Raw genomic sequence first — 15,191 nt, 5'->3', positions numbered from 1 at the left:
GCGTACATGAAGAACAGCTCGCCCACCAATGGAATGCCGACCACGAACATGTGGTGCGCCCAGACGATGAACGACAGGAAGGCGATGCTCGCCGTCGCGTAGACCATCGAGGTGTAGCCGAACAGCGGCTTGCGCGAGAAGGTCGGGATGATCGAGCTGACGGCGCCGAAGGCCGGCAGGATCATGATGTACACCTCGGGATGGCCGAAGAACCAGAACACATGCTGGAACAACACCGGGTCACCGCCACCGGCAGCACTGAAGAAACTGGTGCCGAAGTGGATGTCCATCAGCATCATCGTCACGCACCCGGCCAGCACCGGCATCACCGCGATCAGCAGGAACGCGGTGATCAGCCAGGTCCAGACGAACAGCGGCATTTTCATCAGCGTCATGCCGGGCGCCCGCAGATTGAGGATGGTGGCGATCACGTTGATCGCGCCCATGATCGAACTGATGCCCATCAAGTGGATGGCGAAGATGAAGAAGGTCACGCTTTCCGGTGCATACGTCGTCGACAGCGGCGCATAGAACGTCCAGCCGAAGTTCGGCCCGCCGCCGGGGGTAAACAGGGTCGACACCAGGATCAGGAACGCCGCCGGCAACAGCCAGAAGCTGAAGTTGTTCATCCGGGGCAAGGCCATGTCCGGCGCGCCGATCATCAACGGGATCATCCAGTTGGCGAGGCCGACAAACGCCGGCATCACCGCACCGAAGACCATCACCAGACCGTGCATGGTGGTCATCTGGTTGAAGAACGCCGGCTCGACGATCTGCAAGCCGGGCTGGAACAGTTCGGCGCGAATCACCATCGCGAACGTGCCGCCGAGCAGAAACATGGAGAACGCAAACCACAGGTACAGCGTGCCGATGTCCTTGTGGTTGGTGGTCAGCACCCAGCGCATCAGGCCTTTGGCGGGGCCGTGGGCGTGGTCGGCATGACCGTGGTCATCGATGACAGCGCTCATGGCCGGTCTCCTTTACGTGAGTGGATGAGGCAGGCCGGGGCGCTCTGCCCCGACCGGTTCACGAGGTACGCGATAGACCGGCTCATTTGCTTTCCGCCTGTTTCAGCTCCAGCACTTCTTTTGGCGTGACCATGTCGCCCTTGTTGTTGCCCCAGGCGTTACGTTCGTAGGTCACGACCGCTGCGATATCGACTTCCGACAACTGCTTGCCGAACGCCGCCATGGCGGTGCCGGGCTTGCCGTGGAAGACAATGCTCAAGTGGCCTTCTTTCGGTCCGGTGGCGATTTTCGAGCCTTTGAGCGCCGGGAACATCGGCGGCAGGCCCTGACCTTCGGCCTGGTGACAGGCGACGCAGGTGGTGTGATAGATCTTGTCGCCGCGTTCCTTGAGTTCGTCGAGGGTCCATTCCTTGCTGGTCAGCTCTTTGAGCTGCGCAGCCTCGGCTTTGCGGTCGGCGAGCCATTTGTCGTAGTCGGCCTTCTCTTTGACCTCGACCACGATCGGCATGAAGCCGTGATCCTTGCCGCACAATTCGGCGCACTGGCCACGGTAGATGCCGGGCTTGTCGATGCGCGTCCACGCCTCGTTGACGAATCCCGGGATCGCATCGCGTTTCACCGCGAAGGCCGGCACCCACCAGGAGTGAATGACGTCGGCGGAAGTCACGAGGAAGCGCACTTTGGCGCCRGTCGGCAGCACCAACGGCTTGTCGACCTCGAGCAAGTAATGCTCGCCCTTGGTTTCCTTGTTGTGGATCTGTTCGGCGGGAGTGGCCAGGTTGCTGAAAAACTCGACGTCCTGGCCCAGGTATTTGTAGTGCCACTTCCACTGATAACCGGTGATCTGGATATCGATATCCGGCTCACTGGTGTCGTACATCTTGATCAGGGTGGCGGTCGCCGGTACGGCCATCGCCACCAGAATCAGGAACGGTACGACGGTCCAGAGAATTTCGACGGTAGTGCTTTCGTGGAATTTTGCGGCGACCTGCCCGGTAGAACGGCGGTGCACCATCATCGACCAGAACATGGCGCCGAAGACGATGATCCCGATCACCACACAGATCCAGAAAATGGTCATGTGCAGGTCGAATACTGCGTGACTGATTTCAGTCGCTCCAGGCGCCATATTTACAGTCCAGGCAGCGTGTGCCGGACTGAAAATCGACCACAACAGGAGGCCCATCCAGACGTGTGGATGTCGCATCATTGCGGGTTCCCCTTATCGTTCTTGTTATCCCGCCGGCTTTCGCCTGCGGCAAGGGAGCGGCTGCATCAGACTACGAACTTGAATCGCCGGGCCTTGCTGCGGGTGCAGTCGGGCGTCATCAGCTAACTCCATTCAATGGCGAGTATAGACAGCGACGGGAAATTGCAATGTGCGCACGTAAATGAACTGAAACAGCTGGCACTTGCGTTCAAGGGCACGAATGGAGAAGGATGCAGACGAGTGGTGGCAAACCGATATAACGCAGGTGCATCAAGGATGAAATAATTATGACAAATGCGTCTTAGCATTTTTCGTAAGCCAGCTAAGTTATGTCTTCCCTATTTCATTGCCTTGTTTCCTGGAGTTTTCATGAACACCGCCGCATTGCGCGAGCAGATCCAAAAAGCCCAACAACACGAAAAAGAAACCGGCCTGCTGACCCGTCAGCTGGAAAGCAAGCTGCCTCATTTACACCCGGCGATCCAATTGCCGGAAGCCGACGCCAACGGTGTGCTGACGCGTTTTGTCGCCGCATACATTGATGAAGTGCCAGACCTGCTGGATGCAGCCAATGAAGTTGCCAGGGAAGCGGGAATCGAATCGCAGATCAAACCGGTGCTGAAAATCGCCGAGCAGTATTTCCTCCAGCCGCCAGCCATCATGGCCGGGCACGTTGGCCTGGACAGCCTGCTCGACGAAGCCTATCTGGCGCACCGTTTTGTCGAAGAGGTCAACGACCTGTACATCAAGCATTTCGGCCAGCCACTGATCCCCTTGGACATGACGGTCGCTAACTTGATTGCTCACCAATTGATCGGTGAGGAATTTGCCAACCAACTGGACGAAGCGGTGCATCACGCCATCGACGAGATGCTCAACGACGAGAGTTTTGCCCTGGAATCGGTAGAAGCCTACCGCGGCAAACTCAGCAGCCCGGACACCGGCGCCGCGTGGAAACGCTGGCCGTGCATGGGCCGCCGACTGGGCACCGCCATCGCGAGCAGGCTCACTCCTACAGGGGTTGAGTTCAACCAGCAAATTTAGCCGGCCGCACCGATTCCGGTATTGGTCCGCACCCTGCCTTCAAGCCTGCGCTTCAACCCGCGCGACTCAATCAACAGCTTCGAACCCTTCGCCGCATTCGCCCGGCCCCACTCCTCCAGCAACTCCAGACACGAATGGTCGATGTAGCTCAGGTTATTGAGCGGCACATGCACCGTGGTGCCTTGCGGAATACTGCCCAGCACTTGCGTCAACGCCGGCACTTTGAGGAATGTCGCCGCGCCGACCAGACGCAACTCCATCTCGCCGTCCTGCGGCAGATCGATCAGGCTGATCTTCAATCGCGAAGCCTTGAACGCCAGTTTCAACATCGTCAGACCGAAACCGATCAACACCCCGGTCAACAGGTCAGTGAAGATGATCGCCAGCGCCGTCGCCGCATAGGTGAACATCGGCATCCGCCCATAACGACCCAGACCTCGAAACGCTTTGAGATCGACCAGTTTGAACCCGGTGTACACCAGCACACCCGCCAGACTCGCCACCGGAATGCTTTGCAGCACACTCGACAGCAACAGCACGAACGCCAGCAGCCACAGACCATGGAAGATCGTCGAGTAACGCGTGGTTGCGCCGGCCTGGACGTTGGCCGAACTGCGCACGATCACCCCGGTCATCGGCAGCGCGCCGAGCAGACCGCAGAGCATGTTGCCGACACCTTGCGCCGACAGCTCACGGTCGAAGTCCGAACGCACGCCGCTGTGCATGCGATCCACCGCAGCGGCGGACAACAAGGTTTCGGCGCTGGCGATAAACGCCACGGCGAACGCGGCGATCAGCAGCGTAGGATCGGCCAGGCTGAGCAGGTCCGCCGGTTTCAGCCAGTCAATGGCTTCGGCCAGATTCGCCGGTACTTCAACACGTTTGACCTGCAACGCCAGCAGCAGACTGGCAGCTGTCGCCAGACCCACGCCGAGCAACGCACCCGGAACGAAGCGCAACGAATGTGGGCGAAATTTTTCCCACAACCACATCACCGCAATCGTCGACAGCCCCAACAGCCCGGCCTGCCAGCCGAACGACGGCAAGGCCTGCGCCACAGCCGCCGGGAACGCCGTGAGGTTATCCAGGCCAGAGGGCTTCGGTGACGCATCAAGCATCACATGCACCTGCGACAGCACGATCAACACGCCAATCCCCGCCAGCATCCCGTACACCACCGCTGGCGCCGTGACCCGAAACCAGCAACCGAGCTTCAAGCGCCCGGCCACCAGTTGCAGGAAACCGGCGAGCAGCAGAATCGGCCCCAGCATTTCAATGCCGTGCTGGCGCACCAGTTCAAACACCAACACCGCCAGACCCGCCGCCGGCCCGCTGACCTGCAACGGCGAACCCGCCAGCCAGCCAACCACCAGACCGCCGATGATCCCGGTGATCAGACCTTTGGCCGGTGGCAACCCTGACGCAATCGCGATACCCATGCACAGCGGCAACGCGACCAGAAACACAACCACTGAAGCGAGCAACTCCCGTGGCAACACCGCTTTCAATTGAGCCGCACGCATGGCGATTCTCCCGAAGTTTTCTTCAGGCATGGCTTCGCCGAACCGCTGAAACAGCGGCCGGCGTCAAACCACACAGATGTTTAGGAAGATTTAGAAGCGCGCTTTGGGCGTCGCCACCGGAATCGGATGGCTACCATCGAGCGGCAGGAAACGTCCCTGATCCGCGTCGTAAGCTTTGATTTCGCTGGTTTCGATGTTGTAGACCCAGCCATGGATGAACAGATGACCGTTCGCCATGCGCGAGGCTACCGAAGGATGGGTACGCAAGTGCTGCAATTGGGCGATGACGTTTTCCTCGGTGAGGATCGGCATGCTTTCTTTTTCGTCGGCGCAGTGACAGTTGTCGTGCACCATGGTTTTCGCGACTTCAGCGTGGCGCAGCCAGGCTTTGACCGTCGGCATTTTTTCCAGGCTGTCCGGATTGAGCACCGCACGCATGGCGCCGCAATCGGAGTGGCCGCAGATGATGATGTGCTGCACGCCCAGCGCCAGCACCGCGTATTCGATCGCGGTGGATACGCCGCCGTTCATCTGGCCGTAAGGCGGGACAACGTTGCCGACGTTACGGGTCACGAACAGATCGCCCGGCGAGCTCTGGGTGATCAGTTCAGGGACGATGCGCGAGTCGGCGCAGGTGATGAACATCGCCTTTGGCGCCTGGGCCGTGGCGAGTTTCTTGAAGAGTTCTTCCTGCTGGGGAAAGACCTCATGATGAAAATGCAAAAAGCCGTCTACGATCTGTCGCAGCGCTGCATCGGCGGATTCCGCTTCAGGGGTTTGCGCCGACGCAGCCAACGGCTGTTTATCCTTGTCACTCATGATTCATCCTCTTTGGCGGATTAGGGGAGTCGTTCCCATGTATTCCGGTATGAAGCCAGTGGCTGTTTAAAACATCCGGGTCATCCCGACCCGTCAGTCACTCGATGAACAAGGTAGCCGCCGAAACTTAACTCAAACTGAATCAAACGCTCTAGCACGTGTGTTCCAGGTCACAAAAAACGTGACTGAGTGATTTCGGCGGAAGGATTCCAACCCCTCAACCATAGGCTAATTGTCGCTAAATCAACGACATCTGGCGACCCGGCGGACAGAAGGCAGTGCAATCGAGGTTGTAGCTTTCGCGGTGATTAATGCCCAGACGCTTGATGGCTTTGGCAAATCGTTGCGCGAGCAGGTCGGCGAACACTCCTTCGCCGCGCATGCGCGCGCCGAAACGGCTGTCGTAGAGCTCGCCGCCACGGCTCTGGCGGATCAGGCTCAGCACATGCGCGGCGCGTTGCGGATAGTGCGCCTGAAGCCATTCTTCGAACAGCGGCGCCACTTCCAGCGGCAAGCGCAGCATCATATAGGCAGCGCTTTGTGCTCCGGCCGCGTGGGCTTCGTTAAGCAGGTTTTCGATCTCGCTGTCGTTGATCATCGGAATCATCGGCGAACACAGCACGCCGACCGGTATGCCTGCTTCGCGCATGACCCGAATGGCGCGCAATCGCGCTTTGGGTGCAGCAGCGCGCGGTTCGAGGATGCGTTTGAGCTCGTCATCGAGCGTGGTCAGGCTGATCATCACCGCGACCAGGCGTTGCTCGGCCAACTCAGTCAGCAGGTCGAGATCGCGCAGAATCAGCGAGCCTTTGGTGACGATGGTCACCGGGTGCCGGTAACGCAGCAGCACTTCGAGGGTCTGCCGGGTGATTTTGTGTTCGCGCTCGATCGGCTGATACGGATCGGTGTTGGAGCCCAGATTGATCGGCGCACATTGATAGCCTTTTTTCCCGAGCTGTTCCTCCAGCACTTGGGCGGCGTTGGTCTTGGCGATCAGCCTGGTTTCGAAGTCCAGCCCTGGCGACATGTCCCAGTAAGCGTGGCTGGGCCGTGCGTAGCAATAGATGCAGCCATGCTCGCAGCCACGGTAGGGATTGATCGAGCGGTCGAAGGGCAGATCCGGAGAGGTATTGCGGGTAATGATGGTTTTCGCGGTTTCGATCATCACCTCGGTGCCTTGGGTCAGCGGCACCTCTTGATACCAGCCGTCATCCTCGGCCACCGAACGGTTCGGCGCGAAGCGATTGTGCGGGTTGCTGGCGGTGCCGCGACCGCGCTGGGGAAGAGGGTTGATCATTGGGCAGGCTCCTGATCTGTATATGCATACAGTACATGAGCGAGCCCACGTTGATCCAGTACCGTTCAGCGATGGGATACTTGCTGAGTTCCAAAATTTATATATAGGTGCAGAGCCGAAGTACAACCCGAGATACATATGTTCGATTGTCGTGACAAGTTATCAAAGATAGTCTTGGCTACTTCGAGTGGTTCTTGTCCGATAACTAAATTAAAAGGATTTAATTCATGTCTTACCTCAATCAGCGCGGTGTCTTTGTGCAAATGATGCAACCCAATGCATCGGAACCCAACACGATTGTTTCGATGCAACTGGCACGAAAGGAACTGGGCTGGAACGCCGAACAGGAACTGCCCACCGAGGCACTGGTCGACTCGATCTACGTGGTGGCGGTGTCCAGCGACCGTGGCAAAACGTTCACTGTTCGCACCAACAAGAAAGATGTGGACGGTGATGGCGATATTGATAACGACGACAAAACGAAGTTGATTGCACTGGCCAAGGCTTATGTAAGTATCGTTAATCCGTAATTGAAAATTCAAGAGTCTCACAGCAAATGAAAATAAAGTCCTGCATGACGACTCATGCAGGACTTTATTGTTTTAGAAGAAAAGACGGTAAATGACAGGTGGCCAGTGAAAGACTGGCTGGGTATACACCCTGTCAACTCTGACAGTAGACCGGAATTTTCGCCAACCCTAATCTCAAGCACGTAATCAATCTGCAGGGTTTCATCCATGGCTATCAGAATACTGCTGGAAATTGCGGATATGGATCGAGATGCAAGTCCGGAAATCGCGTTTTACCACTACAGCGAAGACGCGACCGAAATGATGGATTACGACTATGCGCTTTTTGCTTCGTCGTCGCAGGCCAATGGTCGTTATGACCTGATCTCCGAAGACGCCGTCGATGCTGACGGTGATGGCGACATCGACAAATATGACGAGAAGCTCTATCTGCAATTGGCCGATGCATTTGCGCAGTTCAAAGGCTTTCAGTCCAAGCGTTGACCGTCCGCTGGCACCGCACGAAAAGTCGAACCGTGCCAGCGGAGTATCAATCAGGTCCGTCAGTTATGCGTGGTGACTTGCCCCAAATCATCCCCGGAAGTCGTTTGCATATCGTTCTTGCGTAGATTGGCTACATCTTCAGCGTCAACCGGCGCGCCTTTGTTGCCCCAACTGCCACGAATGAAACTCACCACATCCGCCACTTCCTGGTCCGACAGGCGCCAGGCAAAGCCCGGCATGGTGAACGTCGACGGTGCCGTGTGCGTCGCCGGCAACGTACCGCCCTTGAGCACGATGTGAATCAACGAAGTCGAGTCTTCCGATTGCAGCACCGGATTGCCCGCCAGCGCCGGGAATACCCGGGAGTAGCCGTGACCATCGGTGCGGTGGCACGCCGCGCAGTTGTCGATGTACACCGCAGCTCCGCGCTGACTGTCGTCACCGTTCCACAAGGCTTTGGCGGCTTTTTCATCGTACTGATGCGGTTGATCGTTCGGATCAGTGGCCGGCAGTGATTTGAGGTAGCGGGCAATCGCCGTCAGGTCGGCATCGGTCATGTATTGCATGCTGTGGGTGACCACGTCGCTCATGCCGCCGAACACGGCGCTGCGGTCGCTGCGCCCGGTCTTGAGGAACTGCACCAGTTGTTCCTCGTTCCAGCTGCCGAGGCCATCCTTGTGATCGCCGCGCAGACTCTTGGCGATCCAGCCTTCCAGCGGCGCACTGCCGGCGAGAAAGGTTGTGCCGTCAGCCGCACTCAGGGATTTTTCCTGCATGGTCAGCGCGCGTGGCGTATGGCAGGCACCGCAATGGCCGAGGCCTTCGACCAGATACGCGCCACGGCTGATGACGGCGTCGTCACCGACTGCCTTGTAGTCCTCGACCTTCGGCGCAAACATCCAGCGCCAGCCCATCAACGGCCAACGCATGCTCAACGGCCACGGAATGTCGCTGGCCTTGTTTTCCTGCGCCACCGGTTCTACGCCGTGCATGAAGTACGCGTACAACGCTTGCATGTCGGTTTCGCTGACACGCGCGTAGGACGGATACGGCATCGCCGGGTACAACGTACTGCCGTTTTTGGCGACGCCATGGCGTACGGCCTGATCGAAGTCTTCGAAGCTGTATTCACCGACGCCGGTTTTGTCCGGGGTGATGTTGGTCGAGTAAATCGTGCCGATCGGGGTTTCCATCGGCAGGCCACCGGCGAACGGTTTGCCGCCCTTGGCAGTGTGGCAGGCCACACAGTCACCGGCGCGGGCAAGGTATTCGCCCTGTTTGATCAAACTTTGATCAACTTCAGCCGCATGGATTGCGGCACTGCCGAGCAGCGCCAGAGTCGCGATAACGAGATTTTTCATGGTCATCGCTCCTTAAGCCTGAACCAGCGGGCCGGGGTTTTTCAGGTATTGCTCGCGGATCGCCTTCGCCGACCAATAGGTCAGCGCAGCAACCAGCCCGGTCGGGTTGTAACCGAGGCCCTGCGGGAAGGCCGAGGCGCCCGGGACGAAGACGTTGTGCACGTCCCAGCTCTGCAAGTAGCGGTTCAGCGCGCTCTTCTTCGGATCGGTGCCCATGATCGCGCCACCATTGAGGTGGGTGGTCTGGTACGACGCCGTATTGAAGTGGTCGCCGACTTTCTTGCCGATCACCGCGATGGCTTTCGGGCCCATCGCTTCGGCGACCTTGCCCATTTTCTCGACCATGAAGCGGTTCATCTTTATGTCGTTTTCCTGCCAGTCGAAGGTCATCCGCAGCAGCGGCAAGCCGTAGGCGTCGCGGTACACCGGATCGAGATCGAGGTAGTTGCCACGGTAGGACTGATGCGCGCCGTGGGCGTCCATCGACACCTGGTGGGTGTAGTAATCGGCGGTCGCGCGTTTCCAGGCACTGCCCCACGCAGGTGTGCCCGGCGGGTTCGAAGTGCCGGCAATCGGCCGGCTGCCGGCCTGGTTGACCCACATCGGCGAGCCACCGACGAAGCCGTGCGGGCCGTGGTCGAAGTTGTCGGCGTTGAAATCGTCCAGCGCCACGCCGTTGCCGCCGGCGCCGATGAAGTTGTTGGTGTGGGTGTCCTTGTCGAAGAACGCCTTGATGGTCGCCATGTTCTGGTAGGCGAAGTTACGCCCGACCACGCCTTCGCCGCTGATCGGGTCGTATGGCTTGCCGATCCCGGACAGCAGCATCAGACGCACGTTGTGCAACTGGAACGCGCCGAGGATCACCAGATCCGCCGGTTGCTCGATCTCGCGGCCCTGACCGTCGATGTAGGTCACGCCGGTGGCTTTGGATTTGCTGCTGTCGAGATTGACCCGCAACACATGCGAGTTAGGCCGCAGCTCGAAATTCGGCAGCGGCTTGAGCGCCGGCAGAATGTTCACGTTCGGCGAGGCCTTGGAATACATGTAGCAAACGTAACCACTGCAGAAACCGCAGAAGTTGCACGGGCCCATCTGTGCGCCGTAAGGGTTGGTGTAAGGCCCCGAGGTGTTTGCCGAAGGCAAGTTGTAGGGCTTGTAACCGACTTCAGTCGCTGCTTTGCCGAACAGCTGTGCAGACACCGTGTTCTTCTGCGCTTCCAGCGGGAACGGGTTGGAGCGATCCGGCGCGTACGGGTTGCCGCCCTTGCCCTGACCGACCAATTGGCCTTTCACCGTCCAGGCCTGGCCCGAGGTGCCGAAGACTTTTTCGGCGAAATCGAAGAACGGCTCCAGTTCTTCATAGCTGACGCCGAAGTCCTGGATGGTCATGTCCTTGGGGATAAAGCTTTTGCCGTAGCGCTCTTCGTAGTGGCTACGCATGCGCAACTCGATCGGATCGACCCGGAAGTGCACGCCCGACCAGTGCAGTCCGGCGCCGCCAACACCATTGCCCGGCAGAAACGCGCCCAACTGGCGGTTCGGCAGGGCGATGTCGTTGACGCTGTGGCGAATGGTGACGGTTTCTTTGGAGATGTCCTGAAAGAGTTTTTTGCGCACGCTGTAGGTGAGTTCGTCGATCACCTGCGGATAGTTGCCGTCCGGGTAGGTGTCCTGCATCGGCCCGCGCTCCAGCGCCAGCACGTTGAGACCCGCTTCGGTCAGTTCCTTGGCCATGATCGCGCCGGTCCAGCCGAAACCCACGATCACTGCGTCAACCTTCTTCATTACCGTTGCCATGCTTACGCCCTCTCGCCGCGAATCGAAACTGCCGGGAAGGGGTATTGCTCGTTACGTTCCACCCAATCCATGAAATCGGCGCGGGCGCCGGGGAAGCCGATCATGGTCCAGCCGACCATGCCTTTGTTGCCACCGTGGATCGGGTCGCAGAAGAACCCTTCCTTGGTGTTTTGCAGCAGCAGATTGAAGAAAATCTTTGCCGGAACCGCATCGAATTGCGGCTTGCCAGCTTCGAGTTGCTTGAGCAAATCGTCTCGGGTAGCGCTGTCTTGCTCAGCAAATACTTTACCGTTGAGGGATTTTGCCCACTGATCCGTGGCGGCGATGCCGAGTCGATAGATCTCTTTGGGCACCAGTTTGCTCTGCCAACCCATTTCCGGAGCGGCGTCGGCATTGAACGGGCCTTGCATGTACCAAAGTGCACCGGCGGCGTACGGCGTGTTCATCTGGCGGTCGATGTATTCCGGGACACCGGCTTCTAGCGCACCCGGACCTTGGGCATCGTTGGGGATCAGCTGTGCGACGGCGGCATTGATGAACGCCCATTCTTCGGCGGTGAAATAGCTCGGCTGATACACGCTGGCATCAGTGCGAACCGGTTGCGGCGCGGGCGCAGCTGGTTTGGCTTCAGGCGCTGCTTGCAAGACGCTGCTGCCCAGACCGGTGCCAGCCAGGGTGACCACCGGTATCAGGGTCAGGGATTTGCGTAAGAACTCACGCCGCGGGTTGTCTCGACTTTCATCAGACATGGGGTGCACCTCATCAGGCATTAGGGGACAGCCGCTTCTGCGAACGGCTTGAGGATTTTTCGTCGCGACGTGACGGTATGACCCGGAAAATGGGGACGCGTCTGCAACATCGTGTGACAAATGGTAGCAGGCTAAGCTTCGGGATGAATCGATTCAGTGGAAAAAAACAGCGGTTTTCCGCATGCCAGTGCATGAAACCGTGCGGATTCACGATTCTTTGACAAGCGCCTCACAGGGCTTTGACCGCTCAACATCGAAGCTGCAGTTCCTCTCACCGATGAACCCCGACACGGTTACCCCAGCATGTCCCGAGTGCGTTTTTTTTCCGCTTTGTGCTTATCGCTATTGGTGCTGTTGCCCTGGATGCCTGCCCAGGCTGCGGCAACTGCGACAGTTCGTCCTGCTGATTGGGCGCAACCGGTCGAAGTGCAATACAACCTGTTCCAGATGTCGCCGACGCTCTATCGCAGCGCCTTGCCCGATGGCGGTGCGGTGCCGTTGCTGAAGAATCTGAAAGTCGCCACGGTGATCAACTTCCTTCCGGAAGCGGACAATAACTGGTTGTCAGAGCCGGGCATCAATCAGGTGCAATTGCCTTACCGCACCAATCATGTCGATGACGCCGATGTGCTCAAGACTCTGCGCGCGATTCAGTCCGCCGAAGCCAACGGTCCGGTGTTGATGCATTGCAAACACGGTTCTGACCGCACCGGCCTGATGGCGGCGATGTACCGGATCGTGGTGCAAGGCTGGAGCAAGGAAGATGCGCTGAATGAAATGACTCAGGGCGGATTTGGAGAAAGCGGTCATTTCAAGGATGGCGTGCGTTATGTGATGCAGGCCGATGTCGAAAAGCTGCGCACCGCTCTGGCCAATGGTGATTGCAGCACCAGTGCGTTTGCCACCTGCTCGATGAAGAGCTGGTTTCAGTCAGTCAATCTGAAGTAATCCGCTACCTTCCACGACATTGCATCGTGGAAGGTTTTCAAGCTGCAGCTCAGTCTTCGGATTTCTTCTTGAGCTTCGGATTCGGGAAGAACTGTACTGCCTGCACCGTCTTGTCCGGCGCAGGTTTGTTCAGCGCGCTGGTGTTGACCCGCGTGCCCAGTTCTTTCGGTACCGACAGCCCTTGCTCGTTTAGCGTATCCGAGTAACCGCAGGCCACACATTCGCGGTGCGGCACGCCGTCCTCGTTCCACATCATCAACTTGTCCGGCTCGCTACACGCGGGGCAGACCGCCCCGGCGATAAAGCGTTTCTTGGTAATCACAGGTGCCTCACTCATGCTGCCGCGTCCTCACTCAGGCCGCTGTGGCGCAAGAGTGCGTCAATCGATGGCTCACGGCCACGGAAGTCGACGAACAGCACCATCGGCGCCTGCGAACCGCCGCGCGCGAGAATCGCTTCACGGAAGGCCCGACCGGTTTCAGCGTTGAGCACGCCGTCCTCTTCAAACTTGGAGAAGGCATCCGCCGACAGCACTTCAGCCCACTTGTAGCTGTAGTAACCCGCCGCGTAACCGCCGGCAAAGATGTGCGCGAAGCTGTTCGGGAAACGGTTATAGGCCGGTGGACGCATCACCGACACCTCGTCACGCACGCCTTCGAGCACTTGCAGCACGCTGCGGCCGTCGCCGTGGGTGGCGTGCAGTTCGAAGTCGAACAGCGAGAACTCCAACTGACGGACCATCATCAGGCCGGACTGGAAATTCTTCGCCGCGAGCATTTTTTCCAGCAGGTCCTGGGGCAGCGGCTCGCTGCTTTCGTAGTGACCGGAAATCAGTGCGAGGCCTTCCGGCTCCCAGCACCAGTTTTCCATGAACTGGCTCGGCAGCTCGACCGCGTCCCATGCCACACCGTTGATCCCGGAAACGCCGGCGTGATCAACGCGGGTCAGCAGGTGATGCAGGCCATGACCGAATTCGTGGAACAGCGTGGTCACTTCATCGTGGGTCAGCAGCGCAGGCTTGCCGCTGTCGGCCGGGGTGAAGTTGCACACCAGATTGGCCACCGGGCTTTGCAGCACGCCGTCGACGGTGCGGCGACGGTCGCGGGCGCCATCCATCCAGGCACCGCCACGCTTGTTGGCGCGGGCGTAGAGGTCGAAGAAAAAGCGGCCGACGTGCTGGCCGTTTTCCTTGATTTCGAACAGGCGCACGTCCGGATGCCAGGTGTCGAAACCTTTCTGTTCAGCGATTTCGATGCCGTACAGACGCTGCACGATGGCGAACAGACCGCCCAGCACTTTGTCGATCGGGAAGTAGGCGCGCAGGGTTTCCTGAGCAACGCTGTAGCGTTGTTCACGCAGCTTTTCACCGTAGAAACCGCTGTCCCAGCTTTGCAGGTCGGCGCAGCCCTGTTCGGCGGCGTAGGCGCGCAGCTGTTGCAGATCCTGCGCAGCGAACGGCTTGCTGCGCTTGGCCAGATCGCGCAGGAAGCTCAGCACCTGATCGCTGGATTCAGCCATTTTGGTGGCCAGGCTCAGCTCGGAGAAACTGGCGAAGCCCAACAGTTTGGCCAGTTCCTGACGCAGGTCGAGGATCTCTTCCATCACCGGGCCGTTGTCGTTCTGACCGGCGTTCGGACCTTGGTCCGAGGCGCGGGTGCAGTAAGCGGCATAGACTTCTTCGCGCAGCGCGCGGTCTTGCGCGTAGGTCATCACCGCGTAGTAGCTCGGGAATTCCAGGGTGATCAGCCAGCCGTCGAGGCCTTTGGCCTGTGCGGCAGCAGCCATTTGCGCCTTGGCTGAATCGGTCAGGCCGGCGAGGGCGGCTTCGTCGGTGACGTGCTTGGTCCACGCCTGAGTGGCGTCGAGCAGTTGATTGGAGAAACGGCTGCCCAGCTCGGACAGTTTGCTCTGCACTTCGGCGTAGCGTTTCTGTTCGGCTTCCGGCAGATCGATACCCGACAGACGGAAATCACGCAGGGCGTGTTCCAGAATAGTCTTTTGCGCCACGTCGAAACCGGCGGCTTCCGGGCTGTTGGCCAGCGCTTCATAAGCCTGGAACAGCTCGCGGTTCTGGCCCATCTCGGTGGAGTAGGCGCTCAAAGCCGGCAGGCATGACTCGTAGGCTTCACGCAATTCGGCGCTGTTGCACACGGCATTGAGGTGGCTGACCGGGCTCCAGGCAGCGCCGAGGCGGTCATTGAGTTCGTCCATCGCCAGTACCAGACCGGCCCAAGTCGGGTTCTGAACCTGAGTCTTGAGGATTTCGGCAATGGCGGCGCGGTTGTCGGCCAGGATCGTTTCGATGGCGGGCAGGACGTGTTCGGCACGGATCGTGGAGAACGGCGGCAGGTCGTAGGACTGCAGAAGAGGGTTGTTCACGCTCACGGTTGGCACCTTGGCTGGGGAAACATTGCCCCATCTTAATTACAATCGGCATTCACCGCAGCTATCGGCGACAGAGA

14 protein-coding genes are annotated in these 15,191 nt (G+C 59.0%); 4 read left to right on the top strand and 10 right to left on the bottom strand.

Annotated features, from left to right (window positions below; all coding sequences use genetic code 11):
• On the bottom strand, positions 1-968 hold a 968-nt coding region (locus tag AC1DVF_RS21035), incomplete at its 3' end, for a cbb3-type cytochrome c oxidase subunit I (protein WP_477783087.1).
• An 82-nt stretch (positions 969-1,050) separates the two neighbouring features.
• Complete coding sequence (gene coxB, locus AC1DVF_RS21030; protein WP_034152255.1) at positions 1,051-2,178, bottom strand: cytochrome c oxidase subunit II; 1,128 nt, start codon at positions 2,176-2,178, stop codon at positions 1,051-1,053.
• Positions 2,179-2,547: 369 nt separating this feature from the next.
• Here coxB and AC1DVF_RS21025 point away from each other — a divergent pair, with 369 nt between their 5' ends.
• Positions 2,548-3,222 (top strand): hypothetical protein, encoded by a 675-nt coding sequence (locus AC1DVF_RS21025; RefSeq protein WP_477783086.1) that lies wholly within the window; start codon positions 2,548-2,550, stop codon positions 3,220-3,222.
• Here the strand turns inward: AC1DVF_RS21025 and AC1DVF_RS21020 are convergent.
• From AC1DVF_RS21020 to AC1DVF_RS21010, 3 genes are all read right to left on the bottom strand, one after another.
• Positions 3,219-4,745, bottom strand: coding sequence for a SulP family inorganic anion transporter (locus AC1DVF_RS21020; protein WP_477783085.1), 1,527 nt, complete (start codon positions 4,743-4,745; stop codon positions 3,219-3,221). The two genes, AC1DVF_RS21025 and AC1DVF_RS21020, sit on opposite strands and share 4 nt — an antisense overlap.
• Before the next feature lie 90 nt (positions 4,746-4,835).
• Positions 4,836-5,564: a carbonic anhydrase gene (locus AC1DVF_RS21015; protein ID WP_064116616.1), complete on the bottom strand. Its 729-nt coding sequence runs from the start codon at positions 5,562-5,564 to the stop codon at positions 4,836-4,838.
• Between the two features lie 238 nt (positions 5,565-5,802).
• The gene (locus tag AC1DVF_RS21010; protein ID WP_093429491.1) at positions 5,803-6,861 is read right to left on the bottom strand and encodes a PA0069 family radical SAM protein; all 1,059 of its coding nucleotides are present in this window, start codon (positions 6,859-6,861) and stop codon (positions 5,803-5,805) included.
• Positions 6,862-7,088: 227 nt separating this feature from the next.
• Between AC1DVF_RS21010 and AC1DVF_RS21005 the strand changes: the two genes are divergently transcribed.
• Together AC1DVF_RS21005 and AC1DVF_RS21000 are read left to right on the top strand one after the other, a co-directional pair.
• Positions 7,089-7,391 carry a hypothetical protein gene (locus AC1DVF_RS21005; RefSeq protein WP_093429490.1) on the top strand — a complete coding sequence of 101 codons (303 nt, stop codon included), beginning with the start codon at positions 7,089-7,091 and terminating at the stop codon, positions 7,389-7,391.
• Between the two features lie 207 nt (positions 7,392-7,598).
• Positions 7,599-7,874 (top strand): hypothetical protein, encoded by a 276-nt coding sequence (locus AC1DVF_RS21000; RefSeq protein WP_477783084.1) that lies wholly within the window; start codon positions 7,599-7,601, stop codon positions 7,872-7,874.
• A gap of 59 nt (positions 7,875-7,933) precedes the next feature.
• Here AC1DVF_RS21000 and AC1DVF_RS20995 read toward each other — a convergent pair whose 3' ends face one another.
• Genes AC1DVF_RS20995 through AC1DVF_RS20985 form a run of 3 tightly spaced genes read right to left on the bottom strand, consistent with a single transcriptional unit; the run spans position 7,934 to position 11,781 of the window.
• The gene (locus AC1DVF_RS20995; RefSeq protein WP_477783083.1) at positions 7,934-9,235 is read right to left on the bottom strand and encodes a c-type cytochrome; all 1,302 of its coding nucleotides are present in this window, start codon (positions 9,233-9,235) and stop codon (positions 7,934-7,936) included.
• A 12-nt stretch (positions 9,236-9,247) separates the two neighbouring features.
• Complete coding sequence (locus tag AC1DVF_RS20990; RefSeq protein WP_116254160.1) at positions 9,248-11,032, bottom strand: GMC family oxidoreductase; 1,785 nt, start codon at positions 11,030-11,032, stop codon at positions 9,248-9,250.
• Between the two features lie 2 nt (positions 11,033-11,034).
• The gene (locus tag AC1DVF_RS20985; protein WP_460089393.1) at positions 11,035-11,781 is read right to left on the bottom strand and encodes a gluconate 2-dehydrogenase subunit 3 family protein; all 747 of its coding nucleotides are present in this window, start codon (positions 11,779-11,781) and stop codon (positions 11,035-11,037) included.
• A gap of 303 nt (positions 11,782-12,084) precedes the next feature.
• Between AC1DVF_RS20985 and AC1DVF_RS20980 the strand changes: the two genes are divergently transcribed.
• Entirely contained in the window at positions 12,085-12,729 is a 645-nt protein-coding gene (locus tag AC1DVF_RS20980) for a dual specificity protein phosphatase family protein (RefSeq protein WP_116254158.1), read from the top strand.
• Positions 12,730-12,778: 49 nt separating this feature from the next.
• Here AC1DVF_RS20980 and AC1DVF_RS20975 read toward each other — a convergent pair whose 3' ends face one another.
• Positions 12,779-13,066 carry a YheV family putative zinc ribbon protein gene (locus AC1DVF_RS20975; protein WP_093429485.1) on the bottom strand — a complete coding sequence of 96 codons (288 nt, stop codon included), beginning with the start codon at positions 13,064-13,066 and terminating at the stop codon, positions 12,779-12,781.
• Positions 13,063-15,114: an oligopeptidase A gene (gene prlC, locus AC1DVF_RS20970; RefSeq protein ID WP_477783082.1), complete on the bottom strand. Its 2,052-nt coding sequence runs from the start codon at positions 15,112-15,114 to the stop codon at positions 13,063-13,065. The genes AC1DVF_RS20975 and prlC overlap by 4 nt, the downstream gene beginning before the upstream one ends.
• Positions 15,115-15,191: the final 77 nt, after the last annotated feature.

It is taken from the genome of Pseudomonas sp. P4_D7 (assembly GCF_056401755.1).
This window is presented reverse-complemented; position numbering and strand designations above follow the sequence as displayed.